This window comes from Streptomyces thermocarboxydovorans, from assembly GCF_039524635.1.
GTDB lineage: Bacteria > Actinomycetota > Actinomycetes > Streptomycetales > Streptomycetaceae > Streptomyces > Streptomyces thermocarboxydovorans.
Window position 1 is genome coordinate 1 of the sequence record NZ_BAAAGU010000039.1, and the last position, 25,785, is coordinate 25,785.

Here is a 25,785-nt window from a genome sequence, read left to right on the forward strand (position 1 = left end):
GGTGTACTGCACATGGCCGGGGGTGTCGGCGAGGATGAACCGGCGGCGGGGGGTGGCGAAGTAGCGGTAGGCGACGTCGATGGTGATGCCCTGCTCCCGCTCGGCGCGCAGGCCGTCGGTGAGCAGTGCGAGGTCGGGGCCCTCCTGGCCGCGGCTGAGGGAGGCGCGCTCCACGGCCTCCAGCTGGTCGGCGAGGACCGACTTGGAGTCGTGCAGCAGCCGCCCGACCAGCGTGGACTTGCCGTCGTCGACGGACCCGGCGGTGGCGAACCGCAGCAGAGTGGTGGCCGAGAGAGCCTCGGTCGTGGTGGTGCTCATGTCTAGAAGTACCCCTCGCGCTTGCGGTCCTCCATCGCGGCCTCGGACAGCTTGTCGTCGGCGCGGGTGGCGCCGCGTTCGGTCAGCCGGGAGGCGGCGATCTCGGTGATCACCTTCTCGATCGTGTCGGCGTCGGAGTCCACCGCGCCGGTGCAGGACATGTCGCCCACGGTCCGGTAGCGCACCAGCCGCTTCTCGACGACCTCGCCCTCCTCCGGGCCGCCCCACTCGCCCGCGGTCAGCCACATCCCGTTGCGCTTGAACACCTCACGCTCGTGCGCGAAGTAGATCTCCGGCAGTTCGATGTGCTCGCGGGCGATGTACTGCCACACGTCCAGCTCGGTCCAGTTGGACAGCGGGAACACGCGCACATGCTCGCCGGGGGCGTGCCGGCCGTTGTACAGGTTCCACAGCTCCGGGCGCTGCCGGCGCGGGTCCCACTGGGAGAACTCGTCCCGCAGCGAGAACACCCGCTCCTTGGCGCGGGCCTTCTCCTCGTCGCGGCGGCCGCCGCCGAAGACGGCGTCGAACTTCTCGCTCTGGATCTTCTCCGTCAGCGGCAGCGTCTGCAGCGGGTTGCGGGTGCCGTCCGGGCGCTCCTTGAGCACACCCCGGTCGATGTAGTCCTGCACGGAGGCCACATGCAGGCGCAGGCCGTGCCTGGCGACGGTGCGGTCCCGGTAGTCGATGACCTCGGGGAAGTTGTGCCCGGTGTCCACGTGCAGCAGCGAGAACGGCACCGCCGCCGGGGCGAACGCCTTCCGCGCCAGGTGCAGCATGACGATGGAGTCCTTGCCGCCGGAGAAGAGGATCACCGGGTTCTCGAACTCGCCCGCCACCTCGCGGAAGATGTGCACCGCCTCGGACTCCAGCGCGTCCAGGTGGGAGAGCGCATACGGGCTCTCGGTGTCCTCGGTGACCGTAGCGACGGTCGTCATGCCAGTCCCCTCTCGCTCAGCAGCGCGTACACCGACGCCGCGGACTCCTGCACCGTCTGGTGCTGCGACTCGATGCGCAGGTCGGGTGTCTCGGGCTCCTCGTAGGGGTCGTCCACTCCGGTCAGGCCGGTGAGTTCACCGGCGGCCTGCTTGGCGTACAGGCCCTTGACGTCGCGGACGGAGCACACCTCGACCGGGGTCGCCACATGCACCTCCACGTACGGCGTCCCGTTCGCCTCGTGGCGCTTGCGCACCGCGTCCCGGCTGTCCGCGTACGGCGCGATCACTGGGACCAGCGCCACGACGCCGTTGCGGGCGAGCAGTTCGGCGACGAAGCCGATGCGCTGCACATTGGTGTGCCGGTCCTCGCGGCTGAAGCCGAGGCCCGCGGAGAGGAACTCGCGGATCTCGTCGCCGTCGAGCACCTCGACGCGGCGGCCCTGTTCGCGCAGCCGGCCGGCCAGCTCGTACGCGATGGTGGTCTTGCCGGCGCTCGGCAGACCCGTGAGCCAGACGGTGGCTCCGGTCGTCACGTGGTTCTCCTGAAGCTCGGTGGTCGTCATGGGTCAGCCGTGCAGTCCGCACTCGGTCTTGGCGCGGCCCGCCCAGCGTCCGGCGCGAGGGTCCTCGCCCTCCAGCACCCGGCGGGTGCAGGGCGCGCAGCCGACGGAGGCGTAGCCGTCCATCAGCAGCGGGTTGGTCAGTACGCCGTGCTCGGCGACGTAGGCGTCCACGTCGTCCTGGGTCCAGCGGGCGATGGGGGAGATCTTGACCTTCTGCCGCTTCTCGTCCCAGCCGACGACCGGGGTGTTCGCCCGGGTCGGGGACTCGTCGCGGCGCAGGCCGGTCGCCCATGCCTGATAACCCTTCAGGCCCTCCTCCAGCGGCTGCACCTTGCGCAGCTTGCAGCACAGGTCGGGGTCCCGGTCGTGCAGTTTGGGGCCGTACTCGGCGTCCTGCTCGGCGACGGTCTGCCGCGGGGTCAGCGTGATGACGTTGACGTCCATCACGGCCGCGACCGCGTCCCGGGTGCCGATGGTCTCGGGGAAGTGGTAGCCGGTGTCGAGGAACACCACGTCGACGCCGGGCAGGGCGCGCGAGGCGAGGTGGGCGACCACCGCGTCCTCCATGGAGGAGGTCACGCAGAAGCGCTTGCCGAACGTCTCGGCGGCCCACTGGAGGATCTCCAGCGCGGAGGCGTCCTCCAGGTCCCGGCCCGCCTGCTCGGCGAGCGCTTTCAGCTCCTCGGCACCGCGCTCTTCCTGAACGGCCGTCATATCCGGTCCCCTCCCGTGTCGGATCGCCCAAGACCCCGGCTCAGCAGCCCGAGGAACTTCAGCCGAAAGGCTCGGTTGCAGGCCCCGCACTCCCAGGCGCCATGGCCCCCGTCGGCGGCCTCGCTGGGCCGCAGGTCCTCGTCGCCGCAGTACGGGCAGTAGAAGGGCGCCGCGCGCTCGCTCATGACAGGGCCTCCTCGGAGGCGCGGCTCACCCAGGAGGCGAACCGCTCGCCCTCCTCGCGCTCCGCCTGGAAGCGCTTGAGGACCCGCTCGATGTAGTCCGGCAGCTCCGCCGCGGTGACCTTCAGGCCGCGCACCTTGCGGCCGAAGCCCGGCTGCAGGCCGAGCGCGCCGCCGAGGTGCACCTGGTAGCCCTCGACGTGCTCGCCCTGGTCGTTGAGGACCAGCTGGCCCTTGAGACCGATGTCCGCCACCTGGATACGGGCGCAGGCGTTGGGGCAGCCGTTGAGGTTGATGGTGAGCGGCTCGTCGAAGTCCGGCAGGCGGCGCTCCAGTTCGTCGATGAGCGAGGCGCCGCGCGCCTTGGTCTCGACGATGGCGAGCTTGCAGAACTCGATGCCGGTGCAGGCCATGGTGCCGCGCCGGAACGGGGACGGCTTGGCGCTGAGGTCCAGCGCCTCCAGGGCGTCCAGCAGCGAGTCGACCCGGTCCTCCGCCACGTCGAGGATGATCATCTTCTGCTCGACCGTGGTGCGCACCCGGCCCGAGCCGTGTGCCTCCGCCAGGTCGGCGATCTTGGTGAGGGTGGTGCCGTCCACCCGCCCGACGCGCGGGGCGAAACCGACGTAGTAGCGGCCGTCCTTCTGCCGGTGCACACCGATGTGGTCGCGCCAGCGGGACACGGGCTCCTCGGGCGCCGGACCGTCGATCAGCTTGCGCTTGAGGTACTCGTCCTCCAGCACCTGACGGAACTTCTCCGCGCCCCAGTCGGCGACCAGGAACTTCAGCCGCGCCCGGTTGCGCAGCCGGCGGTAGCCGTAGTCGCGGAAGATCGACAGCACGCCCTCGTAGACGTCCGGGACGTCCTCCAGCGGCACCCAGGCGCCCAGCCGCACACCCAGCTTGGGGTTGGTGGACAGGCCGCCGCCGACCCACAGGTCGAAGCCGGGGCCGTGCTCGGGGTGCCGGACGCCGACGAAGGCGACGTCGTTGATCTCGTGCACCACGTCCAGCGACGGCGAGCCGGAGATCGCGGTCTTGAACTTCCGGGGGAGGTTCGAATAGGCCTTGTTGCCCAGGACCCGGCGCTTCATCTCCTCCAGCGCCGGCGTGCCGTCGATGATCTCGTCCTCGGCGATACCGGCGACCGGCGAGCCGATCATCACGCGCGGGGTGTCGCCGCAGGCGGTGACGGTGGACAGGCCGACGCTCTCCAGCCGGTCCCAGATCTCGGGCACGTCCTCGATACGGATCCAGTGGTACTGGACGTTCTGACGGTCGGTGATGTCGGCGGTGCCGCGCGCGAACTCCTGGGAGATCTCACCGATGACCCGCAGCTGCTGCGTGGTCAGCGCTCCGCCGTCGATGCGCACCCGCAGCATGAAGTAGCGGTCGTCCAGCTCCTCCGGCTCCAGGATCGCGGTCTTGCCGCCGTCGATCCCGGGCTTGCGCTGGGTGTACAGGCCCCACCAGCGCATCCGGCCGCGCAGATCGCTGGGGTCGATGGAGTCGAAACCCCGCTTGGAGTAGATCGTCTCAATGCGTGTCCGCACATTGAGACCGTCGTCGTCCTTCTTCACCTGCTCGTTGCCGTTGAGCGGGGTGAAGTGCCCCGCGGCCCACTGGCCCTCACCGCGGTGACGGCTCGCCTTGCGGCGGGGAGTCGCGGTGGCAGGCTTCTGCGCGGCGGCAGGCTTCTGCGGGGTGGCGGCCATGGTTGATACGTCCTTCGGGACAGGCGGGAAAGCGGCTCTGACCAGCGCTGTTCGGGCGCGCGGGCAGATTCGCGCGTCATTGCGCGGGGGAAAGCGGGAGAGGGTGCCGGGAGATGCTGGAGGTGGTCTCAGCGCGCCGGACAGATGGCGCTGGACATGCGGCCGAGGTCGACGTGACGCCGACTCACCAAGGCGATCCCAGTTCCAGGCATGGCGGAAGCGTGTCATGGCGATCTGGACACAGTCCACCTTCGTCCAACATGCGGACACCCTTGTCCCGTAGAACGAGACAAGGGTGTCCTTGGTCACAAGCCGCGCAGGCGGTCTTGTCGGGGCAGGTCAGGCGGGGTATGCCCCCGGCCATGGACCCGGAGTGGCGACCTCCGGTTCCTCCTCGGTCCTGGTGTCGAACAGCCGGAAGCCCCGGCGCAGGTAGTTGTCCATCGCGTACTCGCCGTCCTTGCTGCAGGTGTGCAGCCACACCCGCCTGGTCGGCTTGAGCCCGGGCCACCGCTCGGCCAGGTCCCAGGCGCGCGCGGTGCCGTAGGACAGCAGATGGCCGCCGATGCGCCGCCCGCGGAAGGCGGGGATCAGCCCGAAGTAGACGATCTCCACATTGCCGTCGTCCTGCGCCTCGAGCTCCACATAGCCCGCCGGAGTGCCCCGGTCGTAGGCCACCCAGGTCTCCACGCCCGGCCGGTCCAGCTGCTCCAGCCACTGCTGGTACGTCCAGCCCAGCCGGTCCGTCCAGCGGATGTCGCCGCCCACCGAGGCGTACAGGAACCGGCTGAACTCCGGCGAGGGCACCTCGGAGCGCACGATCCGCACGTCCCCGTCCGGCTCGGCGGCCGGCACGAGATCGGTGGGCGCGGTCTGCTCCAGGGACCAGGTGGTCACAACGATGCTCGTCATGCCGAAAGGGAACCATCCGGCACACACCCGTGTCGAACGCCTGATCCCACATGGAGGGCGGGAGGGGCCGCGTCAGCCCTGGACGCGGCCCGCCGAGGTCAGGCACGGTCTCACCGGGGTCAGGTGCGGCCCATCTCGGTCAGGTGCGGTCCACCGAGGTCAGCGGGAAGGCGAACAGCGTCCGGCCGGACCGGGCCCAGACCTCGCCGGTCGACTGCCACAGCGCCAGCGGCGCCGGCGGGCCGCTCCAGCAGCGGAGCGTCTCGTCCGGCCCGCACCGGGTGGGCCGCGCCCCCTCGGTGTCCTGCCGCCACAGCGTGCCCCGCTCGTCCGCTTCTGTGCCGGCCCCGCTCAGATACCAGTCCGACCGGTACGACAGCACACCGTGCACGTCGTCAAGCCGTGTCTCGTACGCCTCCGCCGCCTTCGCGCGCAGCACCGAGTCCGTGGCGAGCAGGCCCGTCCGCTCCGGGTCGCCGCTGAAGTCGTAGCGCCACAGCCGGGTCGTCCCCTCGCCGTCCCGCCGCGCCTCGTACGTCACCAGGCTGTCCGGTGCGGTGCTGCGGTCCAGGGAGATGCCGCCCGGCCGCGGTGCGGCGGCACCGGGCTCCGCCCGGTAGGAGGCCACGGCGGGCAGGACGTACCGCGCCCCGGCCGCGGACCAGCCGCCCGGCACCCGGCCCACCCAGGGGCCGTCCACCGTGGCCCGCTGGATCCGGCCCACGTCGTACACGTACAGCACGCGGTCGTCTCCGGGCCCGGCCGTCACCAGCAGCTTGTCCTGGTACCAGACCATCCCGGACACCGGTGAGCCCAGCGGGCGGTAGTCGCGCCCGCCCTCCGCCGGGACGGCGAGCAGCGCCCAGGCGTAGCTGAGGTCGTCGGCGTCGACCACGGCGACCCGGGCGAGGCTGCTCCCGTCCGGCGCCCCGGAGTTCTCGGTCCAGCCGGAGAGGATCACCCGGTGGGCGCCCCAGTAGCCGTCGTCGTCCGCGTCACCGGAGGTGGTGACGCCGCCGGGCCGCAGCCCCGTGGTGTCCGCGACGCCGAAGCAGTACGCGCGGGTGGCGGCCGGCTCCACCGGCAGCGCCTTCCGGTCCTGCTCGGGGCAGTCCCGTCCCTGGCGCAGCGAGCCGTCGCTGTCCTCCAGCACGGTGGTGACGCCGACGGGGCGGCCCATCTCGTCGGAGAGCCGGTCCAGCCACTGCTGCGGCACGGGTTCCTCGGTCAGCCGCAGCGGTTCGGTGTCCGCGGGCCCGGTGAGCGGTTTCAGCGCGCCCGGGTCCCGGACGTCGGTGGCCTGCGAGGCGCTGATCATGGTGGCGGCCGCGGTGAGCGCGAGGGCGGTCCCGGCCAGTACGGCACGCAGCGCTCTGCCGCGCCGGCGTCGGCGATGTCGGCCCCGATGCTTCATGACGTCCTCCCGAGGCGAGCCAACTGCGTCCGCCGGTCCGCGGGTTGACCGGGGCGCAGGTGGGGTGGCGGCCCGTAGGGATGCTACGGCAGCGGGGCGCCGAAGGGGACGAAGACCCTGGAAATATGCACAACGGCAACCAACGGCCCGCCCGTCCCGCCCGGCCCTCGGGAACCCGCCGCTGCCCTCTGGACCCGCCCGGACCTCAGGGGCCCGCCGCTGCCCTCAGGGACCGCCCGGCCCTCAGGGACCGCCCGGCCCTCAGGGACCTGCCGTGCCCTTCCAGCCCCTGCCCAGCGCCGGGGACGTCGAGTGCGGCAGCAGATCACGGGGGTCGTCGGGCAGCAGCACCTCCACGTCGGCGTGGTCCGCGAAGCGGTACGGACGGTGCTCCAGGAAGCCGCCCAGATAGCGCCGCACCCGGGACATCTCCGCGCGGACCGTCACAGTCCGGGCCCGGTCGCCGAAGACGTCCTCGGCGAGACCGGCCGCGCTGCGGCCCGTGCGGTGCACCGCCAGCAGATACAGCAGCTCCGCGTGGCGCGGGCTCAGCTCCCGCGTCCAGGAACCGGCACCGCCGGACACCTCCACCGTCCAGCGGCGCGGCGCCCGCAGGTCCAGCACGATCCGGGCCTGCCCCTCCGTCACCGGCTCGTCCGCCGCCCGCACCAGCCAGCCGCCCGCGAGCGGCTCCAGCGAGCACCGCCCCAGCGCCGGCAGCCACCGCGTCCCCGCCGACGGGGACTTGGGCAGCGAGACCCGCTCGGTGTACGGCATCCCGGTCACCGCGGCCGTCCACCCGTGCCGGTCCACCACCAGCGCCCGTCCCTCCATCCGGGCCAGCACCGGAGCCGCCACGGCCCGCAGCCGCTCCAGCGACTGAAGGTGCATCTCCCGCAGCCGCGCCTCGGCGAGCTTGGCGACCGAACCGACCCAGGACAGCGTCGCCGGGTGCATCGTCTCCAGCGGGCCGCTCACATCCACCACACCGAGCAGCCGCCCGTCACGCGGGTCGGTGATGGGCGCCCCGGCGCAGGTCCAGCTGGTGTGCGAGCGGACGAAGTGCTCCGAGGCGAACACCTGCACCGGGCGCCGGGCCACCGCCGGGGTGCCCACACCGTTGGTGCCGACCACGTCCTCCCGCCAGTCGGCGCCCAGCTCGAATCCGAGGCCGTCGGCCTTGCGCAGCACCGGCGCACTGCCCTCCCGCCACAGCACCCGGCCCTCCTCGTCGGCCACCACCATGATGTGGCGGGCGACGTCCGCGACCGGCAGCAGGCCCTCGCGCAGCACCGGCAGCACATGCCGCAGCGCCGATCTCTCCCGCCGCCGCTGCACCTCCTCGCGCGGCAGCAGGCCGGACCGGAAGTCGTGCTCCGGGTCGACCCCGCTGCGCAGCATCCGCTCCCAGGACTGCTCGATCACCGGGCGGGGCGGCACGGGGGCCGGCTGCCCGGACAGCTTGGCGGAGCGGACCTCGTCCAGCACCCGCGCGGCGCGCGGCGCGTCGACCGCGGCCAGCTGCGTCACGTCCATCGGCGAGAGCGCCACGGGTCCTCCCCCTGGGATCCGTCACCTGCGAACCGTCCACCGTGCAGTGCGTCCATACTGCCGTGTGCCCGGGGCGAAAGCGCACAGCGCGGACACAGTCAGCAGCAAGTTGCAACCCCTTGCAACCCTGGCGGTAGGCCGCGCGCTGCTTGAAACTTGAGCGACGCCGTCCCCGAGCGGCGTTCACGGCTCGTCAAGGGGCCAGTACGGCAGGGGTGGTGCCGTGTCGGCGCAGCATCACCCCTGCCGTTCCCCTGCGCCGTCGCGCCGGGCCCGCGGCCGCCCGACGAGCGCAGGCGCATGGAAGCGCGTCACGGCTCGGGCCCGGCTCCCCGCGCCCCAGAGGCGTCCGCAACCCCCGAGGCGATCCGCGACCCGTATCGACAGGCCCCCTGAAGACCCGTAACGAAGGCCCTCTGAGGAACCCGTGACGACAGGCCCCCGAGGCCCGTCCGCTCCCGACTCGACTGACCGGTCGTTCAGTTCACCGGGCGGGCCCGGTCGACCACCGACGCCAGATCCAGCGTGTGCGGCAGCGTCCCGAACGCCAGACCCGCATCGCTGCCCAGACGGGAGGCGCAGAACGCGTCGGCCACCTCCGGCGGCGCGAAGCGCACCAGCAGGGAACCCTGCAAAACCAGCGCCAGGCGTTCCGTCAGCCGCCGCGCCCGGGCCTCCACACCCCGCAGATCGGCGAGGTCGGTCAGCAGATCCCTGATCGCCGCGTCCAGACGGTGGTCCGCGCCACGAGCCCGGCCGACCTCCCGCAGATACGCGTCGAGGGACGCGGGCTCACGGGTGAGGGCCCGCAGCACATCCAGGGCCTGCACATTGCCCGCCCCCTCCCACACCGAGTTCAGCGGCGACTCGCGGACCAGGCGCGGCAGGCCCGACTCCTCCACATAGCCGTTGCCGCCGAGACACTCCGCGGCCTCCACCACCAGCGGCGCGCACCGCTTGGTCACCCAGTACTTCGCCGCCGGCACCGCGATCCGCAGCAGCGCCCGCTCCTGCTCCCCGCCGTCGTCGTACGCGGCGGCCAGGCGCAGCGCCAGCGTGGTCGCCGCCTCCGACTCCAGGGCGAGGTCGGCCAGCACATTGCGCATCAGCGGCTTGCCGGCCAGCTTCGCCCCGAACGCCTCCCGGTGGGTGCAGTGGTGGATGGCCTGCGCCACGGCCTGCCGCATCAGGCCCGCCGAGCCGAGGACGCAGTCCAGGCGGGTCGCCGCGACCATCCCGATGATGGTGCGCACCCCGCGGCCCTCCTCGCCGACCCGGCGCGCCCAGGTGCCGTCGAACTCGACCTCGGCGGAGGCGTTGGACCGGTTGCCCAGCTTGTCCTTGAGCCGCTGGATGAGGAACACATTGCGCGAGCCGTCGTCCAGCACCCGCGGCACCAGGAAGCAGGTGAGCCCGTCCGGCGCCTGCGCCAGCACCAGGAAGCCGTCCGACATCGGCGCCGAGCAGAACCACTTGTGCCCGGTCAGCTCGTACGTGCCGTCCTCGGCGAGCGGCCGCGCCACCGTGGTGTTGGCGCGGACGTCGCTGCCGCCCTGCTTCTCCGTCATGCCCATCCCGAACAGCACGCCGGCCTTCTCGCGCGCCGGGCGCAGACCGCGGTCGTAGATCCGGGACGTCAGCCGCGGCTCCCACTCGGCGGCCAGGGCGGGATCCGTGCGCAGGGCGGGCACGGCCGCGTGGGTCATCGACAGCGGGCAGCCGTTGCCCGCCTCGGCCTGCGTCCACACCACGAACGCCGCCGCCCGCCGCACATGGCCCCCGGGCCGGCCCCAGGCCGCGGTCAGCCCGGCCCCGACCCCCTTGCCGAGCAGCCGGTGCCAGGCCGGATGGAAGTCGACCTCGTCGATCCGGTGACCGTACCGGTCGTGGGTGCGCAGCCGCGGCGGGCAGGCGTTCGCCTGCGCCGCCCATTCCTGCACCTGCGCGGAGCCGGAGGTGCGGCCCAGCGCCGACAGCTCGGCCAGGCCCTCCTCCGTCACCGCCGGGTCCAGATGCCTCTCCACGGCCTCCACCAGTGCCCGATCGGCGGTGAAGACGTCGTACTGGACGAGCGGCGGAGGCTGATTGGTCACGGTGTGGGTGGTGCGCGCCATGTCTGCGAACCTACCCGGCCCGCGCCCACTTCACCGGTGACCTGCGGATGAGGGTGACGTGGCGCGACGGATACCTTTGGTCCGTGCAGCAGGCAAGTGAACACCCCGACACCCCCTCCGGCCGTCTCCACCGGGCCCGGGCCCTCTACCGGAACGTCTCCAAGCGCCGGACCGCCTGGCTGCTGCTCAAGGACACCGTCAACTCCTGCATCGAGTACCGCATCCTCGGCCTCGCCGCCGAGGCCGCCTTCTTCACCCTGCTGTCGGTGCCCCCGCTGCTGCTCAGCGTGATCGGACTGCTCGGCTACGTCGACGCCTGGACCGGCGCCGAGACCATCCAGAGCCTGCAGCGCAATCTGCTCGACGCCTCCCGCACCGTCCTGTCGGACCGGGGCGTGACCCAGATCGCCGAGCCGATCCTGCGCGACGTGATAGAGGGCGGCCGGCCCGACATCATCTCCGTCGGCTTCCTGTTCGCCCTGTGGTCGGGCTCCCGCGCGGTGAACGTCTTCATCGACACCATCACCGTCATGTACGGCCTCGACGGGGTGCGCGGCATCGTCAAGACCCGCCTGCTGGCCTTCATGCTGTTCATCGTGGCGCTGCTGATCGGCTCGGTGGCGCTGCCGCTGATGGTGGCGGGCCCGGACGCGGTGGTCCGGATCGTGCCGTGGTCCACGACCGTGGTGCAGGTCCTCTACTGGCCGGTCGTGATCCTGCTGTCCATCGCCTTCCTGACCACGCTGTACCACGTCTCCGTGCCGGTGCGCTCACCGTGGATCGAGGACGTGCCGGGCGCGCTGGTGGCCCTCGCCATGTGGGTGTTCGGCAGCTTCCTGCTGCGCCTGTACCTCACCAACACCGTCGAGGGCCCCACCATCTACGGCTCCCTCGCCGCGCCGGTCGCCGTGCTGCTGTGGATCGGTGTGTCCGCGTTCGCGGTGCTGGTCGGGGCCGCGGTCAACGCCGCCATCGACCGCGTCTGGCCGGCCGCCGCCACGGCCGCCGCCCGCGAGGCCAACGAGCGCATGCGCCAGGCCCAGGTCGCCGAGTACGTCGCCCGCACCGCCGCGCTCGGCGAGTCCGACCCCGACATGCCCTCCGAGTTCCCCGAGCGCTGGTCCCGCTTCCTCCCGCCGGACGACGTCACCTCCCGCCTGCGCGGCCACTCCGCCAAGAACATCCACGCCCGGAACGGGGAGAGGCGGGGCGGGGAGAAGCGGGAGGGGGAGAAGAAGCACCGCGAGGAGGGGGAGGACTGAACCTCGCGCGGCCCGCCGGCCGAGGAAGGTGAGGACTGAGCCTCCTGCGGCCCGCCGGGCGGGGCATACCACGGGTCATCCCATGCGGAGGTTCCAGCGTCCGGCACGGCCGGTGAGCCGGACACAGGTCAGCGGAGGCACGTCGATGCGCCAGAAGGCCTCCGGCGGAGCCATCAGGGCGTGCACCGCGGCGGCCCGTGCCACCGACTGGTCCACGACGGCGATCAGCCGCCCGGTGTCGTCCGGAAGGCCGTCCAGCCAGCCGGCGACGCGCCGGCACAGATCGGCGACGGATTCGCCGCCGTGCGGCGCGGCGGTGGGGTCCGTGGTCCAGGCGGCGAGCGCCTCCGGCTCGGCCGCGGCCAGTTCGTCGAGGCTGCGGCCCTTCCAGCCGCCCAGCTCCAGATCGCGCAGCGCCGGTTCCGTCGCCGCCCGGAGCCCGAGGGCCTCCGCGGTGTCCCTGCACCGGCGGGACGGGGCGCACAGAAAGCGGTCGGCCGGCGGCAGCACCGCCCTGGCGGCGCGGGCCTGTTGCCGCGCGCGGGCGTCCAGCGGGACGTCGCCGTCGAGGGGCACCCGCGGGCCGGTTCGTCCCAGGGCGGCGGTGACCGCGGTCAGCCGGATCGTCACAGGCGTGAGGCTAGCCGAGGGACCCGGTGCGCGGGTGGGCCGGGGGACGCGGTGCCGGGGGACGCGGTGCGTGTGGTGGCGGAGGGACCCGGGGCGGGTGCCGCGTGAGACAGGCCATCTTGGCTGGTTGCCCACGGTTCTGTACCGTCATGGTTCGTCAGGACGACGGTGTGTCTGGAAGCCCGGTGAAAATCCGGCACGGTCGCGCCACTGTGTGCCGGCGCCCCTTCCGCTGCGGGAGGTGTGCTGCCGGCGAGTCAGACCCTCGCACCGTCGTCGCGTGCTCCACCGACACGGGACGCGTGTTCCCGAAGGAGGCCTCGCCATGGCGCAGTCCGCCATCACCCCTGCCCCGCTCGCCACGCCCAGCGTTGCCAAGCTGCCGCTCCGCGCCATCCTGCCGTGGGCTGCGTTCTTCGGCCTGCTGATGCTGATCCTGCTGTACTTCGTCGGCGCCGAGGAGGGCGCCACCTCGCTGCTGTCCGGCGCGGGCGTCCACGAATGGATGCACGACGGCCGGCACCTCCTCGGCTTCCCTTGCCACTGACGGCACCAGGGACAGCCACATGAACTCTGCGATTGTGCGGACCCTGCTGGTCCGCGGGATGCTCGCGGGCCTGGCCGCCGGTCTGCTCGCCTTCGGGCTGGCCTATGTGATCGGCGAGCCCGCCGTCGACGCGGGCATCGCCTACCAGGACGCCCACGCCCATGAACACGAGGCCGAGATCGTCACCCGTGCCGTGCAGTCGACGGCCGGTCTCGCCACGGCGGTGCTGGTCTTCGGCACCGCGGTGGGCGGCATCGCGGCGCTGGCGTTCTGCTTCGCCCTCGGCCGGATCGGCCGGCTCGGGGCACGCGCCACCGCCGCTCTGGTCGCCGGGGGTGCGTTCGTCACCGTCTACCTGGTGCCGTTCCTGAAGTACCCGGCCAACCCGCCGGGCGCCAACGACCCGGACACCATCGGCAAGCGCACCACGCTGTACTTCGGCATGATCGCCCTGACCGTGCTCGTCGGCATCGCCGTCGTGATCCTCGGCAGACGTCTCGCCGAGCGGTACGGCAACTGGAACGCCACGGTCGCCGCGGCGGCCGCCTTCGTCGCCGTGATGTCGGTGGCCATGGCGGTCCTGCCGGCGGTCAACGAGGTGCCGAAGGACTTCCCGGCGGGCGCCCTGTGGGAGTTCCGCATGGCCTCCGTCGGCATGCATGCCCTGCTGTGGGCGTCGTTCGGGGTGGTCTTCGGCTTCCTGGCCGACCGGGCACTTCGCTCCCCGGCCGCCGGGGAGTCCGGGACCACGGCGTCGAGCGTTCCCACCCCGCTCTGACCGACCCGCGCTCCGACAGGCACGTCGGACGGGGGCCCGCACCGGTGGCGCGACCGGGACGGGCCCCTGTCCGCGCGTTTCCGCCGGCACCCCAGCCGTGGTCGCCCGGATCTCGACCTCACGCGGGCATCACGGTCAGCACCCGGCCCGCGTACCGCTCCGCATCCGTCAGAGCGGCCACCACCACGTCCGCGACGTCCCGCAGATCCACGAACGGCTCCGGCACCTCGCCCGCCGGGAACACCAGCTCCCCGCGCTCCCGCAGCTCCGCCACCAGCGGCCCCTCGCTGAAGTTCTGCGCGAACCACGCCGAGCGCACCACCGTCCAGTCGGCGCCCGACGCCCGCAGCGCCTCCTCGGTGGGCAGCGCCTGGTCCTCGCCGCGGGCCGACAGCAGCACCAGACGCCGCACCCCGAGCCGCACGGCCCGGCGCGCCAGCTCGCCCACGGCCTCGGCGGTGCCCGGCGCGCCGACGTCTGCGGGGTGCACCAGATACGCCGCGTCCGCCCCGCGCAGGGTGTCCGCCCAGGTCGCCGGGCCGGCCCAGTCGAAGCCGGTGGCGCGGGACGCCGCCCGCACCCCGAGCCCCGCCGCCGCGGCCGCCCGCGCCACCCGGCTTCCGGTGCGCCCCGAGGCGCCGGTGACGACCACCGACAGGCCGGCCGTCCTGCTCACGTTCCCTGTCATCACGTCCTGGAATTCCTGTGTCATGGCACCGAGTCAACCGCCGCCAAGTCCCCCCGCCCATGGCCGAACGGCTCATTCCCATACGCCCGCGTCTACGCTGACCCCATGGACGCACTCACCGGCCTGCTGGAAGGTCCGCGCGCCCGGGGCGCGTTCATGATCCGGGCCTGCTTCGACCCGCCCTGGGCGGTGCGCATCGAGGACGAGGCCCCGCTGTCGGTGATGCTGCTGGTCCGGGGCGAGGCCCGGATCATCCCGGACCGGGGCGGGCCCCTGCACCTGCACGCCGGGGACCTCGCGATCGCCCGCGGCCCCGACCCGTACACCTGCGCCGACGCCCCCGGCACTCCGCCGCAGGCGCTGATCCTCCCCGGCGAGGAGTGCCGCTACCCCGACGGACGCCCGCTGAACGGGGTGATGGACCTCGGCGTCCGCACCTGGGGCGACCGGCCGGACGGTGCGACGGTGATGCTGATCGGCACCTACCAGATGCGCGGCGAGATCGGCGGACGTCTGCTGGACGCCCTGCCGCCCCTGCTGTCGCTCACCGCCGGCGCCTGGGACTGCCCCCTCACCCCGTACCTCATGCGGGAGATCGTCCGCGACGAACCCGGCCAGGAGGTCGTCCTGGACCGACTCCTCGACCTGCTGGTGATCGACGCGCTGCGCACCTGGTTCGCCCGCCCCGGCGCCGAGGCGCCCGCCTGGTACCGGGCCCAGGCCGACCCGGTCGTGGGCCCCGTGCTGCGCCTGCTGCACGACGACCCGGCCCACCCCTGGACCGTCGCCGCGGTCGCCGCGAAGGCCGGCGTCTCCCGCGCCGCCCTGGCCCGCCGCTTCACCGAGCTGGTCGGCGAACCCCCGATGACGTACCTGACCGCCTGGCGTCTCGCCCTGGCCGCCGACCGTCTCCGCGACACCGACGCCCCCCTCGCCTCGATCGCCCACCAGGTCGGCTACGGCACCGCCTTCGCCCTGTCCACGGCGTTCAAACGGGTCTACAGGGTCAGCCCCCAGGAATGGCGGACCGGAGCCGCACGGGAAGGAGACGCGAGTGTCAGGCGGTAGGGCGCGGGTGTCCGGCCGGGAGGTGCGGGTGTCCGGCAGGGAGGTGCGGCTGTTCACCGTCGTCCTGATCGCGGTCTGCGCCCTGCTCGTCGGCCCCAGCGCGCCCAGCGGCGCCGGCTCCCAGCCGCCCGAGCCCGCCCGGGACATCGTGCCGAACCGGGTCATGACCTGGAACATCTGCAACCCCTGCGAGGAGAGCAACGTCCACCGCGCCGCCGAGATCGCCCGGTTCGCGCCGCAGGTGATCGGCCTGCAGGAGGCGTGCGTACGGGACGTCGAACAGATACGGGAGCATCTGCGCAGCCTGCACGGGCTCGTCTACCACGTCGAGTACGGCCCGGTGCTGCGCGACTGGAGCCGCTGCGGCGGAGCACCCTGGCGCCCCGGAGCCTACGGCCAGGCGCTGCTGTCCGCGGCGCCGATGACGGACGTCGTCAACACCGAGTACCCCGACGGCGGTTCGGAGGACCGCGGCTATCTGGCGGTCACCACCACCGTGGACGGACAGTCCGTCCGCGTCATCAACACCCACCTCGCGCAACGGCGTCAGCAGCCGGTCCGCGCCGAGCAGATCCGCGTACTCGCCGCAGCCGTCTCCCGCCACGACCGCGCCATCGTCCTCGGCGACTTCAACTCCGTGCCCGACGCCCCCGAACTCACCTCCCTGTGGGAGCTCGCCGAGGACGCCAACCCCGCCTGCCACCCCTCCCGCACCGGCACCTGCGAGACCACCACGGACTGGCTCACCCGCTTCGACTACGTCTTCCTGCGCGGCGGCATCACCGCCCTCGGACACGGGGTCCACCAGACCCGGTACTCCGACCACGACCTGGTGCACGCCGACCTGGACACGGCATAACCTGAACGCGTGTACGCGGAGCGGACCTCTCGGCTGCCCGGAGCCGTGGTGTGGACCAACACACCGGCCGGCACGGGCCGGGTGCTCCCCGACGGCTGCATGGACCTGCTCTGGAACGAGGGCCGCCTGCTGATCGCGGGCCCCGACACACGGGCCCACCTCACCGAGGACCCGTCGACCACCTGGTCCGGCATCCGCTTCCACCCCGGCACCGCCCCCGCTCTCCTGCGCGTCCCGGCCCACGAACTGCGCGACCGCCGCATCGACCTCACCGAGCTGCGCCCCGCCGCGGAGGTCCGCCGCCTCACCGCCCGCGTCAACGCCGCCGCCACCCCGGAGGCCGGGCTCGAGGACATCGCCCTGCGCTGGGCCGCCGAGGCCGGCCCTCCCGACCCGCTGCTGCGCCGCGTCGTCGCCGCCCTGCACGCGGGCCGCCCGGTCTCCGCCACCGCCGACGAACTCGGCCTGGGCCCGCGCCAGTTGCACCGCCGCTCCCTGGCCGCCTTCGGCTACGGCCCCAAGACCCTGGCCCGCATCCTCCGCCTCAACCGGGCCCTCGACCTCGCCCGCACCGGCACTCCCTACGCCGAAACCGCCACCCGCACCGGCTACGCCGACCAGTCCCACCTCGCCCGCGAGGTCCGGTCCCTCACGGGGCTGTCGCTGGGCGAACTGCTCCCCGCCCGCGGCGGCGAGCCGCGGTAAAACCGCACGACAGCCCGCGCCGGCACCCGCCATCATTCACCGGTGAACACCGGGCAGGACATGCGGACTTATATGCGGACTTCGCCTCGGCGTCGCTGGGGCGTGTTCGCCCGGCGGGACTTCCGGCTGCTCTGGGCCGGGGAGACCGTGAGCGGGCTGGGCAACGGCATCACCACGGTGGCACTGCCGCTGATCGCGGTCATGGTGCTGCACGCCGACGCGACATCCGTCGGCCTGATCACCGCGGCGGTGTGGCTGCCCTGGCTGCTGGTGGGACTGCCGGCCGGCGCCTGGGTGGACCGCAGGCGCAAACGCCCCCTGATGATCGCCTGCGATCTGCTCGCCGCCGCGGCCCTGACGACCGTCCCGCTGGTCGCGCTCCTCGGCCGGCTCACCTTCTGGCACCTGCTCGCCGTCGCCGCGGTGTGCGGCACCACGGCGGTGTTCTTCAGCGCCGCCTACCACGCCTGCATCCGCATCGTCCTCGACGGCCGCGAACTGCTGGAGGGCAACGCCCGGCTGCAGGGCGGCGAGTCCGCCGGCCAGGTCGCCGGGCCCGGAGCCGCGGGCCTGCTGGCGCAGGCGTTCGGAGCGGTCACCGCACTCGCCGCCGACGCGGCGACGTTCCTGATCTCGGCCGTCTGCTTGCGACGCATCCGCGTGACCGAGCAGGCCCCGGAACCCGGCGAGCAGCGCGTTCCGGTGCGCCGGCAGATCAGCGAAGGGCTCCGCTTCGTCGGCCACGACCGCTATCTTCGGCCGATGGTCACCTGGGGTGCCGTCACCAACCTGGCGCTGATGGGCTACCAGGCCGTCCAGGTGGTCTTTCTGGTCCGCACGGTCGGCCTCGATCCGGCCGCGGTGGGGCTGCTGCTGGCCTGCGGCAGCACCGGCGGAATCCTGGGCGCGCTGGTGGCACCCAGGGTCGGCCGCAGGTTCGGCACCGGGCGCGGCCTGCTGCTCGCCCAGCTCGCCACCGCCCCGTTCGCGCTGCTCCTGCCGATGACCACGGAGGGGCCCGGGCTGCTGCTGTTCGCGACCGGATCCCTGCTCGTCGGAGTGGGCATCGCGGTGGCCAACGTCGTCGTCGGCACCTTCCGGCAGACCTACTGTCCACCGCACCTGCTCGGCCGGGTCGTGGCCACTGCCATGGTGGTCAACCACAGCACAATCCCGCTCGGCGCCCTGCTCGGTGGCTTCCTCGCGGACGTGCTCGGACCCCGCCCGGCGATGTGGGGGACGACCGGGATCGTCGCCCTTTGCTGGCTGATCCTCGCCGCGAGCCCGGTCCGGCACGAGCGGGATCTGCCCGCTCAGCCGGGCAGCGGAGCGAAGAGGTCGACGGCGTTGCCGTCGGGGTCGAGGACCACGGCGTAGCGCTGGCTCCAGACGGCGTCCCAGGGGGCGAGTTCGCCGGTGTGGCCCTCGGAGGTCAGCTCCTTGTACAGGGTGTCCACCTCCTCGGGGCTGTCGCAGCGCAGGGCGAGGGAGGCACGCGCGCTGCCCGTCGGGGGCTTCCAGCCGGAGTGGAAGGAGCGGACGACCTCCTCGGTGTCCAGCAGCAGACGCAGCCCGCCCGGAAGCTCGGCTTCCGCGTGGCCCTGCTGCTCGGCTCCCTCGGGGAAGGTGAAGCCGAGCCGGCGGTAGAAGTCGATCGAGGCGGCCATGTCGGAGACCACCAGTCCCAGGGCATCGAATCGTGCAGTCATGGGTGCACCGTAGGCAGGTGCCGGCGCACCGGTCTTGAAGAAATCGGACAGTGACGGCGCGGCGAACACCTGTGCGGCAGGATGGCCCCCGTGATCCGCTTCTCGCGCGCCCTGCCACTGGCCCTGATCGCCGTCGTCCCCCTCCTCCTGACCGGCTGCGGCGCCGAACAGGCCGGTCCGGCCCAGGCGGCCGCGAGCCCGAAGACCGAGGCCTCGCACTCGAAGACCGAGGTCTCACGGGAACTCGGCGCGCGGGCCCGCGCGCTCGGCATCGCGCCGGAGCTGGTCTACGTCACCGAGGCACCCGGCTTCACGCTCGCCCAGCAGTCGGTGGGGGTCTTCCGCGGCGACGGATTCTCCGCGACGTACGTCTCCCGCCAGGGCGGGCGGCAGATCCGCTTGTCCGTCGACCGCGGCTCGCTGTCCGCCGCAGGGTGCGACGCCCCGGCACAGCCCGCCTGCCAACGGGACGGTGAGCTGGAGGATGCCTGGTACCGGGCCGCGGAGGACGGACAGCAGGTGTATCTGCTCTCCAAGGACGGACATGTGGTGCGGCTGGCCGCGGACGCCGGGGTGCCCCGGGAGGTACTGCGCAAGGCCGCCCGTGACACGCACCGTCCGACCGAGGACGAAGAGGCGACGGAACTGCTGCCGCCCGCCCAGGGCGGCGCGGAGCAGCCGGGCTCGCCCGCTTCACCCACCACCCCGGTCGAACCCGGCGATCTCCCCTCCACCGGCGACGGGGCACCCCGCAACGACGTGAACGCCGGCGGGTGACACCTGCCGACCGCAGAGCTCACCTGGCTCGGTCGCGGGCCGGTGCGTCTCTGGACCAGGGCCCCGACGTCTCCAAGTCCTCCAGCAAGCCGCGTTCCGCCGGGCTGAGCGGTGGGCCTTGCAGGGGTGGGCGGAGTGGGCCCGTCAGGGCAGAGAGCAGAACTGAGGGGCGGAGCAGGGACGTGGGCGGGGCTTGCAGGGACAGGACGTCGTTGAGGGCCGTGGCCGCGTGGAAGGAGCCTGTTGCCGTGCGGGAGAGGCGGCTGACGTAGCGGCGGAGGAGGCGGTCGACGGGGGTGGGGTGCGCGCCCTTGGTGGTGGGGAAGTGGATGTCCTGTCCGACGGACAGAGACCAGGCGGGGTCGATGCAGCGGGCGATCGCGCGCTGGGCGCGAGCATGAACGTCCGTACGCGGACCGGCGGCTGACAGGGTGTCACGCGGGCAAGGGCGCTCTGTGCGGCGACGGACATGCCGTGGCCGTAGGCGGGGTTGCAGGCCGCCGCCGCGTCCCCGAGGACGACCAGCCCTCGTGGCCAGGGCTTCAGACGCTCGTAGCGGTAGCGGCGGTTGGCGGTGCTGTGCGTGACGCTCACGCCGGTCAGCGGCTCCGCGCGTTCGAGGAGGCGGGCGAAGACGGGGTGGCGCAGGGTGCGGGCGAACTGCTCGAAGGCCTCCGGGTCGCCGGTGGGCCGGCCGCCCGGGGCGCCCATGAGGCTGACGTGCCAGCGGTCGCCCTCAACCGGCAGGATTCCCCCGGCATTTGCGGGTGACGGCCCGCCCGGGTCGGCCTGCACCGCGACCACGGGCCAGTTCCGGAGGCCGGCCGGGGCTCGGTACAGGCGGCTGGCGTACGTCAGTCCGGAGTCGATGCGTTCCTCGGTGAGGCCGGTGATGCCCAGAGCGGCCAGCCAGTGCGGTGTGCGCGAGGCCCGGCCGGAGGCGTCGACGACCAGGTCGGCGTGCTCCTCGGACTCCCTGCCGTCAGGGCGCCGGATGCGAATGCCGGTGATCCTGCCCGGGCCGCCCAGCGGGCCGATGACCTGGCTGTGGGGGCGGGCGGTGATGCGGGTGTCCTGGAGGACCTGTTCGCGGACGACGGAGTCGAACAGGTCCCGGGTGGCCGTGAACAGGTAGTGGGTGGCGCGTTGCCAGCGCCGGTACCAGCCCTCGGGCGAGTGGACGAGCATGCCGGTGGTCACGGGGATGCGATGGGCACCCGCGGCGAGCAGCCGGTCGATGGTTCCGGGGAGGAGAGCTTCGACGGCCTCGGCTCCGCCGGTCTGCAGGAAGTGGATGTGACGGGCCTGCGGGACGCCGGCGCGAGGCTGCGGCCCGTCCGGCAGCTCGTGCGCCTCGACGATCTCGACGTGATCGGCGTACTCCCTCACGGCGGCCGCCGCGAGCATGCCGGCAATGCTGCCGCCGATGACCAGGGCTCGGGGGCGGCGTAAGCGTAAGTCCACTCGGGTGCTCCCAGGACGGTGGGCGAATCGCGAATCGCGAATCGGCGACGGGCGGGAACCTAGTGCACCCCGACTGCAGACCTCAAGATCGTTCGTCGGCCATGATCGACCGTTTCCCGTCATGCCCGGAACGCAGGGGGAGCGGGGCGCGGGAAGGGCGGCGATCTGCCCGACTCCGCCGTTTCCGGCGTGAAGCCGCGCGTTCCTGCGCAGGAATACTCATGAGCGTTGTGGTGCTCTTGTGTTACTGGTGGGTTGCACCGGGCCGCTGAGCACGGTGCGGCGAAGGGCGGTGGGCAGATGACGGCAGACCGTGAGAACCCCGTTGTCAGGACGCCCCACGGCGCCGTACGCGGCCGGTGGGAGCAGGACGTCGCCGTGTTCCGCGGCATCCCCTACGCGGCACCCCCGTTCGGCCCGCGCCGCTTCCGGCCGCCCGTCCCGCCGGAGCCCTGGGACGGTGTGCGCGACGCCGGCGCCTTCGGCCCCACGGCCCCGAAACCGCCCTACTCCGAGGCCTTCGCCCAGTATCTCGCCGACCCGGACATCCCCGGCGACGACTGCCTCAACCTCAACGTCTGGACCCCCGACCCCTCACCCGGCGCCCGCCTGCCCGTCCTCGTCTGGCTGCACGGCGGCGCCCTGACCCGCGGCTCCTCCGCCGTCCCCGTCTACGACGGCAGCACCTTCGCCCGCGACGGCGTGGTCTGCGTGTCGGCCAACTACCGCCTCGGCGTCGAGGGCTACGGCCTCTTCCCGGACACCCCCGCCAACCCGGGCCTGCGCGACCAGCTCGCCGCCCTGCGCTGGGTGCACGAGGCGATCACCGCCTTCGGCGGCGACCCGGACCGCGTCACCCTGGCCGGACAGTCCGCCGGGGCCATCAGCATCGGCGCGCTCATCGCGGCGCCGCAGGCCCAGGGCCTGGTGCGCCGCGCCGTCCTGCAGAGCGGCCCCCCGGAGGCGTCCCCCCGGGACAAGGTCCGCCGCATGGTGCGCCGCATCGCCGGCCGCCTGAAGGTCCCGGCCACCGCCGAGGCCTTCGCCACCGTCGACCGCGACCAGCTGCTGCGCGTCCAGGCCGAGGTGGGACGGCTCAGCAGCCCCGTCCTCGGCGGCCCGGCCTTCGGCATCGTCGTGGACGGCGACCTGGTGCCCCGCCACCCGCTGGAGGCGCTCACGGACGGCGCCGCGCCCGGCGTCGACCTGCTGATGGGCTGGACCAGCGACGAGTACCGGCTGTGGCTGGTCCCCGGCGGCCTCGTCGAACGGGTGAACCGCCTCGGCGCGGTCGCCGTCGCCGGCGCCATGGCCCGCTGCCGCTGCGGCAGCGAGGTCCCGCGCGGCTACCGCGCGCTCCGCCCGGACGCCACCACCGCCGAGACCGTCGGCCAGATGGTCACCGACCACCTGCTGCGCCTCCCGCTGCACCGCCTCGCCGACGGCCGCACGGAGCCCAGCTACGTCTACGAGTTCGCCTGGCCGTCCAACCTGCCCGAGCTCGGCGCCTGCCACGCCCTGGAGCTGGGCTTCGTCTTCGACAGCGGGGACGTGCCGGAGGCCCGGAAGCTGGCGGGCGAGGGGGCGCCGCGCGAGCTGGCGAGGGAGATGCACGGCGCCTGGGTGCGGTTCGTCACCGACGGCGACCCCGGCTGGGAGCGGTGGGACGCCCGCCATCCCGTACGGCTCTTCGGCGAGGGCCCGGCCCGCACCGTCCTCGGCCCCCGCGACGCCGAGCTCCGGCTCTGGTCGACCACCGAGCGGGTCGAGGAGCCCGCCCCCGAGCTGCGGTCGGTGATCAGCAGGCTGCGGCGCAGCGGGGCGCTGCGCCGGCACCCCACGACGTGAGCACTCACCGTGATCACTCACCCCGAACCCGATCACTCACCCCGTGCCCGATCACTCACCCCGTGCCCGGCGGGGCATCGAGCACGGTCGGGGCGTACTCGAGCAGCTGCAGCCGCCCGTCGAACAGGCGGTGGTCGACCAGGTCGAGCCTGACGTCGGGGTACTCGTCGAAGATCCGGCTCCGTCCCGTGGCCCCGGTGATCACCGGGAACAGCACCACGCGGAAGCGGTCCACCAGGCCCGCCCGCAGCAGCGACCGGCACAGGCTGACGCTGCCCAGGGTGCGCAGGTCCCGCTCGCCGGTCTTCTTCATCTCCCGCACGGCCCCGACCGCGTCTCCCTTGACCAGCTCGGTGTTCGCCCAGCTCAGCGGCTCCTGAAGGGTGGAGGAGAACACCACCTTCGGCATCTCCGCCAGCTGCGCCATCCCCGCCTCGTCCGGCATCTGCTCGGCGAAGGAGGACATCAGCCGGTACGTCGTCGCCCCCATCAGGGTGGTGTGCGCCAGCTCGGAGGGGTCCTCCAGCCAGGCGAGGTACTCGGGCCCCTCCATGCCCCAGAAGCCGGGCCAGCCCTCGGCGCCGCCGTAGCCGTCGAGGGAGATGATGAAGTCCACCATCAGCGTCGCCATCGTGCTTCCTTCCTGCCGCGGATACGTGTCCGTGTGTGGGGTGACTGCGGGCGGGAGCGAAACTCATCGTTCTCCGCGCCCGCACCCCCGGCCGGTCGGCACGCCGGACGCCGATGACATCTCCCGCCGCCCGGAGTGCGGGGTGGGCCGCTCGGAGGAGACCTCATGAAGACGCTCTTCGTCGCCTTCCGCGTCACCGACCTGGACCGCTCGCTCGGCTTCTACACCGCGCTGGGCTACGGCGAACTGGGCCGGGTCGACCCCGGCGACGGCAGCCATCTGGTGCTCCTGGCCTTCCCCGGCGAACCGGCGGCCTCGCTCGAACTGGTCCACCGTCCGGGTGAGGGACGGGTCGAGGCGAGCAACGGCGTCGACCATCTGGCGATCCAGACGGAGGATCTCGACGCCACCCTGGAGCGGCTGACCGCTGCCGGTCTTGAGCCGGGGCCCGTCGAGCACCCAGGCGGGCCCGAGGGGCCGAAGACGGCATGGCTCACCGACCCCGACGGCTACCGGATCGAGCTGGTGGAGTGGCCTGCGGGTCACCCGGACGGGCTGACCGCCGCGGATTTCTCCTGAGGCCGGTGGTCACTCCTCGAACCTGACCTTCGAGGCCAGGGTGAGCAGCGCCAGCGTCGCCAGGATGAAGCCCCCGGCCAGTTCCTCGTAGCCCTGGAAGTAGCTGACGGGGACGGCCACGGCGCAGGCGGCACCGGCCAGGTTCAGGACACGTCCGGTCAGCTGCCGGAACCGTGACACCTCCGGCTGGGGATGGGGGCTCGGCGGGTTCTTCCAGTGCGGGAAGGGGCCGGACCTGGGCTTCCAGCCCTCCTCCCGGAGCCGGAGGAACTCCGGGTGGTGGCGGGCGTAGCCCATGCGGCGGGGAGCGAGCTGCGACCACGGCAGCCGACCCTGCCGTATCGCGATCCAGACGAGGAGCGGCAGGCAGGCCACGACCGCCCAGATCGCCGCGACGGTCCGCTGCGGGGCCGTTGCCGACAGGATGCCGAGGAGACGGTCCAGCTGGCCGCTGGCGGCGTAGGCGATCAGCGCGGCCAGGCCCAGTACCGCCGCGGTCTGCTCGATCTGGTGTCCGGTGTGGCAGCGGGCGCAGCGCGGCACGGTCGCGGTCGTCTGCTGCCAGGTGGAGCGCAGGACGATGATCAGCGGGGTCATGGTGGTCTCCTGGCCCTTGTGCAGGCCCAGGACCCGGTCATGCCTCGACGCGGGGGTGTCGACTCCGCAGAACCAGCACGGCCGTGCCACAACTTCGCTCCCCTCGCGTCGAGTTCAGAGCAGCGGCAGAAACGCGGACCAGGCCTCCGGCGTGACGGTGAGGTAAGGAGCGTCCGGGGTCTTGGAGTCGCGGATGTGGATGGCGGCGGGGTGGGTGGCGACTTCCACGCAGGCGCCGCCTTCGCTGCCGCTGTGGCTGGACTTCCGCCAGTCGTAGGCGACTTCGACGCAGTTGCCGCCGTCGCTGCCGCTGTAGCTGGACTTGCGCCAGCTATAGGCGACTTCGATGCAGTTGCCGCCCTCGTCGCCGCTGTAAGTCGACTTGAACCACTGAAGTGCGGTGCTGCTCATTGCTCTCCCAGGAGACGGTCCAGCAGGTTCCTCGTGTCCTCGGGGGTGAGGGCCTGTGAACGCAGCATCGCACACCTCTGCGTAAGGATCGCTACCTCGTCCGGATTCGCGATCAGCTGACTGCCTCGCTGGGTCTCTGTGTAAGCGAGCCGCTGATGTTCAGGCGTCTCCAGGAGGACGAACGGCCCGTCCAGAGCAGCGTGAGTAGTCCGGCCCAGGGGCAGGACCTGCAAGGTGAGTCCGGGGTGTTCGGAGTGCTCCCGCAGGTGTCGCAGTTGCTCGTGATGAACCTGTTCTCCGCCCAAGCGGTCTCGCAGTACCGCCTCCCAGATCACGAAACACGTGGTCGGTGGCTCCGGGCTCTGAAAGATGGCCTGTCGCTCCACGCGTGCTGCAACGTGCCGTTCGATGTCGGCCTCCCGGAGTGCGGGGATCCGACTGCGGAACACCGCCCTCGCGTACGCCTCCGTCTGCAGCAGTCCCGGCAGCACCTGGTTCTCGTACGACGAGATGGCGATAGCCTCCCGCTCTCGATCCAAGTACTCCTCGGCCCACAGCGGAACCAGATCCACCTCCGGCATCCGGCTCACCGCGACCGACAACGCGCCCTTCGTGCCGAGGAATTCGTCCAGCTTCTCGGCGACGTCCGGCTTCAGCGGGCGCCTGCCCTGCTCGATCGACGCGACCTGCTGCTCGCTGATGCCGAACTCCTCGCCCAGCGACCTCTGGGTGTAACCGGCGGCCTGGCGGTAGAGGGCGAGGAGGGCCCCGACCATCTTCATCGCCGAGGCGTTCTTGCGTGTGCTCATGC

The 25,785-nt window shown here is 72.6% G+C and carries 28 protein-coding genes, 1 pseudogene and 1 riboswitch; of the genes and pseudogenes, 10 read left to right on the forward strand and 19 right to left on the reverse strand.

The genetic code is table 11. From position 1 onward, the window contains the following. The 11 genes from ABD198_RS18920 to ABD198_RS18970 form a co-directional block, all read right to left on the reverse strand. A partial coding sequence (locus tag ABD198_RS18920) for a GTP-binding protein (RefSeq protein WP_344003026.1) occupies nucleotides 1–318 on the reverse strand: 318 nt, incomplete at its 3' end. Between the two features lie 2 nt (nucleotides 319–320). Next, nucleotides 321–1,256, reverse strand: a complete 936-nt coding sequence (gene cysD, locus ABD198_RS18925; RefSeq protein ID WP_344003029.1) for a sulfate adenylyltransferase subunit CysD — start codon at nucleotides 1,254–1,256, stop codon at nucleotides 321–323. Then, entirely contained in the window at nucleotides 1,253–1,789 is a 537-nt protein-coding gene (cysC, locus tag ABD198_RS18930) for an adenylyl-sulfate kinase (RefSeq protein ID WP_425580509.1), read from the reverse strand. The genes cysD and cysC overlap by 4 nt, the downstream gene beginning before the upstream one ends. Nucleotides 1,790–1,822: 33 nt before the next feature. Further along, on the reverse strand, nucleotides 1,823–2,533 hold the full coding sequence (locus tag ABD198_RS18935; protein WP_344003035.1) for a phosphoadenylyl-sulfate reductase: 711 nt from the start codon (nucleotides 2,531–2,533) through the stop codon (nucleotides 1,823–1,825). Beyond that, nucleotides 2,530–2,718 (reverse strand): hypothetical protein, encoded by a 189-nt coding sequence (locus tag ABD198_RS18940; RefSeq protein ID WP_344003038.1) that lies wholly within the window; start codon nucleotides 2,716–2,718, stop codon nucleotides 2,530–2,532. The genes ABD198_RS18935 and ABD198_RS18940 overlap by 4 nt, the downstream gene beginning before the upstream one ends. Continuing rightward, nucleotides 2,715–4,430: a nitrite/sulfite reductase gene (locus tag ABD198_RS18945; RefSeq protein ID WP_344003041.1), complete on the reverse strand. Its 1,716-nt coding sequence runs from the start codon at nucleotides 4,428–4,430 to the stop codon at nucleotides 2,715–2,717. Before ABD198_RS18945 ends, ABD198_RS18940 begins: the two co-directional genes overlap by 4 nt. A 128-nt stretch (nucleotides 4,431–4,558) precedes the next feature. Further along, nucleotides 4,559–4,642 carry a putative leader peptide gene (locus ABD198_RS18950; protein ID WP_310887545.1) on the reverse strand — a complete coding sequence of 28 codons (84 nt, stop codon included), beginning with the start codon at nucleotides 4,640–4,642 and terminating at the stop codon, nucleotides 4,559–4,561. A 127-nt stretch (nucleotides 4,643–4,769) separates the two neighbouring features. Continuing rightward, nucleotides 4,770–5,342: a GNAT family N-acetyltransferase gene (locus ABD198_RS18955; protein WP_344003044.1), complete on the reverse strand. Its 573-nt coding sequence runs from the start codon at nucleotides 5,340–5,342 to the stop codon at nucleotides 4,770–4,772. 139 nt (nucleotides 5,343–5,481) lie between these two features. Beyond that, nucleotides 5,482–6,756: a hypothetical protein gene (locus ABD198_RS18960; RefSeq protein ID WP_344003047.1), complete on the reverse strand. Its 1,275-nt coding sequence runs from the start codon at nucleotides 6,754–6,756 to the stop codon at nucleotides 5,482–5,484. A gap of 261 nt (nucleotides 6,757–7,017) precedes the next feature. Continuing rightward, complete coding sequence (locus tag ABD198_RS18965; protein ID WP_344003211.1) at nucleotides 7,018–8,292, reverse strand: GAF domain-containing protein; 1,275 nt, start codon at nucleotides 8,290–8,292, stop codon at nucleotides 7,018–7,020. Nucleotides 8,293–8,786: 494 nt separating this feature from the next. Beyond that, nucleotides 8,787–10,421: an acyl-CoA dehydrogenase family protein gene (locus tag ABD198_RS18970; protein WP_344003050.1), complete on the reverse strand. Its 1,635-nt coding sequence runs from the start codon at nucleotides 10,419–10,421 to the stop codon at nucleotides 8,787–8,789. Between the two features lie 83 nt (nucleotides 10,422–10,504). On the opposite strand from ABD198_RS18970, the gene ABD198_RS18975 reads away from it, so the two are divergent. Then, the gene (locus ABD198_RS18975; RefSeq protein ID WP_344003053.1) at nucleotides 10,505–11,683 is read left to right on the forward strand and encodes a YihY/virulence factor BrkB family protein; all 1,179 of its coding nucleotides are present in this window, start codon (nucleotides 10,505–10,507) and stop codon (nucleotides 11,681–11,683) included. 75 nt (nucleotides 11,684–11,758) lie between these two features. Here the strand turns inward: ABD198_RS18975 and ABD198_RS18980 are convergent, their stop codons facing one another. Further along, on the reverse strand, nucleotides 11,759–12,313 hold the full coding sequence (locus ABD198_RS18980) for a histidine phosphatase family protein (protein WP_344003055.1): 555 nt from the start codon (nucleotides 12,311–12,313) through the stop codon (nucleotides 11,759–11,761). 161 nt (nucleotides 12,314–12,474) lie between these two features. Continuing rightward, nucleotides 12,475–12,591, forward strand: a riboswitch (adenosylcobalamin (AdoCbl) riboswitch). Nucleotides 12,592–12,638: 47 nt separating this feature from the next. Here ABD198_RS18980 and ABD198_RS18985 point away from each other — a divergent pair. Next, nucleotides 12,639–12,860, forward strand: a complete 222-nt coding sequence (locus ABD198_RS18985) for a CbtB domain-containing protein (protein WP_344003058.1) — start codon at nucleotides 12,639–12,641, stop codon at nucleotides 12,858–12,860. A gap of 19 nt (nucleotides 12,861–12,879) precedes the next feature. Continuing rightward, on the forward strand, nucleotides 12,880–13,638 hold the full coding sequence (locus ABD198_RS18990; RefSeq protein ID WP_344003061.1) for a CbtA family protein: 759 nt from the start codon (nucleotides 12,880–12,882) through the stop codon (nucleotides 13,636–13,638). A 130-nt stretch (nucleotides 13,639–13,768) separates the two neighbouring features. Here the strand turns inward: ABD198_RS18990 and ABD198_RS18995 are convergent. Further along, nucleotides 13,769–14,326: pseudogene (locus ABD198_RS18995) on the reverse strand (SDR family oxidoreductase); the annotation flags it as partial. A gap of 105 nt (nucleotides 14,327–14,431) precedes the next feature. Here ABD198_RS18995 and ABD198_RS19000 point away from each other — a divergent pair. The 4 genes from ABD198_RS19000 to ABD198_RS19015 all read left to right on the forward strand — a co-directional run bounded on the left by ABD198_RS19000 (nucleotide 14,432) and on the right by ABD198_RS19015 (nucleotide 18,335). After that, the gene (locus ABD198_RS19000) at nucleotides 14,432–15,394 is read left to right on the forward strand and encodes an AraC family transcriptional regulator (RefSeq protein WP_344003064.1); all 963 of its coding nucleotides are present in this window, start codon (nucleotides 14,432–14,434) and stop codon (nucleotides 15,392–15,394) included. Further along, nucleotides 15,381–16,253, forward strand: coding sequence for an endonuclease/exonuclease/phosphatase family protein (locus ABD198_RS19005; RefSeq protein WP_425580507.1), 873 nt, complete (start codon nucleotides 15,381–15,383; stop codon nucleotides 16,251–16,253). The genes ABD198_RS19000 and ABD198_RS19005 overlap by 14 nt, the downstream gene beginning before the upstream one ends. 9 nt (nucleotides 16,254–16,262) lie before the next feature. After that, on the forward strand, nucleotides 16,263–16,958 hold the full coding sequence (locus ABD198_RS19010; RefSeq protein WP_344003067.1) for a helix-turn-helix domain-containing protein: 696 nt from the start codon (nucleotides 16,263–16,265) through the stop codon (nucleotides 16,956–16,958). 72 nt (nucleotides 16,959–17,030) lie between these two features. Continuing rightward, nucleotides 17,031–18,335 carry an MFS transporter gene (locus ABD198_RS19015; protein WP_344003070.1) on the forward strand — a complete coding sequence of 435 codons (1,305 nt, stop codon included), beginning with the start codon at nucleotides 17,031–17,033 and terminating at the stop codon, nucleotides 18,333–18,335. Here the strand turns inward: ABD198_RS19015 and ABD198_RS19020 are convergent. Beyond that, the gene (locus ABD198_RS19020; protein WP_344003073.1) at nucleotides 18,272–18,667 is read right to left on the reverse strand and encodes a VOC family protein; all 396 of its coding nucleotides are present in this window, start codon (nucleotides 18,665–18,667) and stop codon (nucleotides 18,272–18,274) included. The two genes, ABD198_RS19015 and ABD198_RS19020, sit on opposite strands and share 64 nt — an antisense overlap. Nucleotides 18,668–18,748: 81 nt before the next feature. Between ABD198_RS19020 and ABD198_RS19025 the strand changes: the two genes are divergently transcribed. Continuing rightward, on the forward strand, nucleotides 18,749–19,444 hold the full coding sequence (locus tag ABD198_RS19025; protein ID WP_344003076.1) for a hypothetical protein: 696 nt from the start codon (nucleotides 18,749–18,751) through the stop codon (nucleotides 19,442–19,444). Between the two features lie 144 nt (nucleotides 19,445–19,588). Here ABD198_RS19025 and ABD198_RS19030 read toward each other — a convergent pair whose 3' ends face one another. After that, nucleotides 19,589–20,908, reverse strand: a complete 1,320-nt coding sequence (locus tag ABD198_RS19030; protein WP_344003079.1) for an NAD(P)/FAD-dependent oxidoreductase — start codon at nucleotides 20,906–20,908, stop codon at nucleotides 19,589–19,591. A gap of 300 nt (nucleotides 20,909–21,208) precedes the next feature. On the opposite strand from ABD198_RS19030, the gene ABD198_RS19035 reads away from it, so the two are divergent. Continuing rightward, nucleotides 21,209–22,756, forward strand: a complete 1,548-nt coding sequence (locus ABD198_RS19035; protein ID WP_344003082.1) for a carboxylesterase/lipase family protein — start codon at nucleotides 21,209–21,211, stop codon at nucleotides 22,754–22,756. Nucleotides 22,757–22,811: 55 nt separating this feature from the next. Here ABD198_RS19035 and ABD198_RS19040 read toward each other — a convergent pair whose 3' ends face one another. Then, nucleotides 22,812–23,387 carry a dihydrofolate reductase family protein gene (locus tag ABD198_RS19040; RefSeq protein ID WP_344003085.1) on the reverse strand — a complete coding sequence of 192 codons (576 nt, stop codon included), beginning with the start codon at nucleotides 23,385–23,387 and terminating at the stop codon, nucleotides 22,812–22,814. A gap of 165 nt (nucleotides 23,388–23,552) precedes the next feature. Here ABD198_RS19040 and ABD198_RS19045 point away from each other — a divergent pair, with 165 nt between their 5' ends. Next, nucleotides 23,553–23,966, forward strand: a complete 414-nt coding sequence (locus ABD198_RS19045; protein WP_344003088.1) for a VOC family protein — start codon at nucleotides 23,553–23,555, stop codon at nucleotides 23,964–23,966. 9 nt (nucleotides 23,967–23,975) lie between these two features. Here ABD198_RS19045 and ABD198_RS19050 read toward each other — a convergent pair whose 3' ends face one another. From ABD198_RS19050 to ABD198_RS19060, 3 genes are all read right to left on the reverse strand, one after another. Further along, nucleotides 23,976–24,563 carry a hypothetical protein gene (locus tag ABD198_RS19050; RefSeq protein WP_344003091.1) on the reverse strand — a complete coding sequence of 196 codons (588 nt, stop codon included), beginning with the start codon at nucleotides 24,561–24,563 and terminating at the stop codon, nucleotides 23,976–23,978. A gap of 114 nt (nucleotides 24,564–24,677) precedes the next feature. Next, nucleotides 24,678–24,974: a DUF397 domain-containing protein gene (locus ABD198_RS19055; RefSeq protein WP_344003093.1), complete on the reverse strand. Its 297-nt coding sequence runs from the start codon at nucleotides 24,972–24,974 to the stop codon at nucleotides 24,678–24,680. Then, the gene (locus tag ABD198_RS19060; RefSeq protein WP_344003096.1) at nucleotides 24,971–25,783 is read right to left on the reverse strand and encodes a helix-turn-helix domain-containing protein; all 813 of its coding nucleotides are present in this window, start codon (nucleotides 25,781–25,783) and stop codon (nucleotides 24,971–24,973) included. The genes ABD198_RS19055 and ABD198_RS19060 overlap by 4 nt, the downstream gene beginning before the upstream one ends. Nucleotides 25,784–25,785: the final 2 nt, after the last annotated feature.

Coding starts and splice junctions, on each gene's coding strand:
- ABD198_RS18945 (WP_344003041.1), bottom strand. CDS start 4,430: ATGGCCGCCACCCCGCAGAAGCCTGCCGCCGCGCAGAAGCCTGCCACC.
- ABD198_RS19050 (WP_344003091.1), bottom strand. CDS start 24,563: ATGACCCCGCTGATCATCGTCCTGCGCTCCACCTGGCAGCAGACGACC.
- ABD198_RS18955 (WP_344003044.1), bottom strand. CDS start 5,342: ATGACGAGCATCGTTGTGACCACCTGGTCCCTGGAGCAGACCGCGCCC.
- ABD198_RS19025 (WP_344003076.1), top strand. CDS start 18,749: ATGGCCCCCGTGATCCGCTTCTCGCGCGCCCTGCCACTGGCCCTGATC.
- ABD198_RS18965 (WP_344003211.1), bottom strand. CDS start 8,292: ATGGACGTGACGCAGCTGGCCGCGGTCGACGCGCCGCGCGCCGCGCGG.
- ABD198_RS19015 (WP_344003070.1), top strand. CDS start 17,031: ATGCGGACTTCGCCTCGGCGTCGCTGGGGCGTGTTCGCCCGGCGGGAC.
- ABD198_RS18960 (WP_344003047.1), bottom strand. CDS start 6,756: ATGAAGCATCGGGGCCGACATCGCCGACGCCGGCGCGGCAGAGCGCTG.
- ABD198_RS18985 (WP_344003058.1), top strand. CDS start 12,639: ATGGCGCAGTCCGCCATCACCCCTGCCCCGCTCGCCACGCCCAGCGTT.
- ABD198_RS19035 (WP_344003082.1), top strand. CDS start 21,209: ATGACGGCAGACCGTGAGAACCCCGTTGTCAGGACGCCCCACGGCGCC.
- ABD198_RS18935 (WP_344003035.1), bottom strand. CDS start 2,533: ATGACGGCCGTTCAGGAAGAGCGCGGTGCCGAGGAGCTGAAAGCGCTC.
- ABD198_RS19045 (WP_344003088.1), top strand. CDS start 23,553: ATGAAGACGCTCTTCGTCGCCTTCCGCGTCACCGACCTGGACCGCTCG.
- ABD198_RS18950 (WP_310887545.1), bottom strand. CDS start 4,642: ATGCCTGGAACTGGGATCGCCTTGGTGAGTCGGCGTCACGTCGACCTC.
- ABD198_RS19020 (WP_344003073.1), bottom strand. CDS start 18,667: ATGACTGCACGATTCGATGCCCTGGGACTGGTGGTCTCCGACATGGCC.
- ABD198_RS18940 (WP_344003038.1), bottom strand. CDS start 2,718: ATGAGCGAGCGCGCGGCGCCCTTCTACTGCCCGTACTGCGGCGACGAG.
- ABD198_RS19060 (WP_344003096.1), bottom strand. CDS start 25,783: ATGAGCACACGCAAGAACGCCTCGGCGATGAAGATGGTCGGGGCCCTC.
- ABD198_RS19000 (WP_344003064.1), top strand. CDS start 14,432: ATGGACGCACTCACCGGCCTGCTGGAAGGTCCGCGCGCCCGGGGCGCG.
- ABD198_RS18990 (WP_344003061.1), top strand. CDS start 12,880: ATGAACTCTGCGATTGTGCGGACCCTGCTGGTCCGCGGGATGCTCGCG.
- ABD198_RS18970 (WP_344003050.1), bottom strand. CDS start 10,421: ATGGCGCGCACCACCCACACCGTGACCAATCAGCCTCCGCCGCTCGTC.
- cysD (WP_344003029.1), bottom strand. CDS start 1,256: ATGACGACCGTCGCTACGGTCACCGAGGACACCGAGAGCCCGTATGCG.
- ABD198_RS19055 (WP_344003093.1), bottom strand. CDS start 24,974: ATGAGCAGCACCGCACTTCAGTGGTTCAAGTCGACTTACAGCGGCGAC.
- ABD198_RS19040 (WP_344003085.1), bottom strand. CDS start 23,387: ATGGCGACGCTGATGGTGGACTTCATCATCTCCCTCGACGGCTACGGC.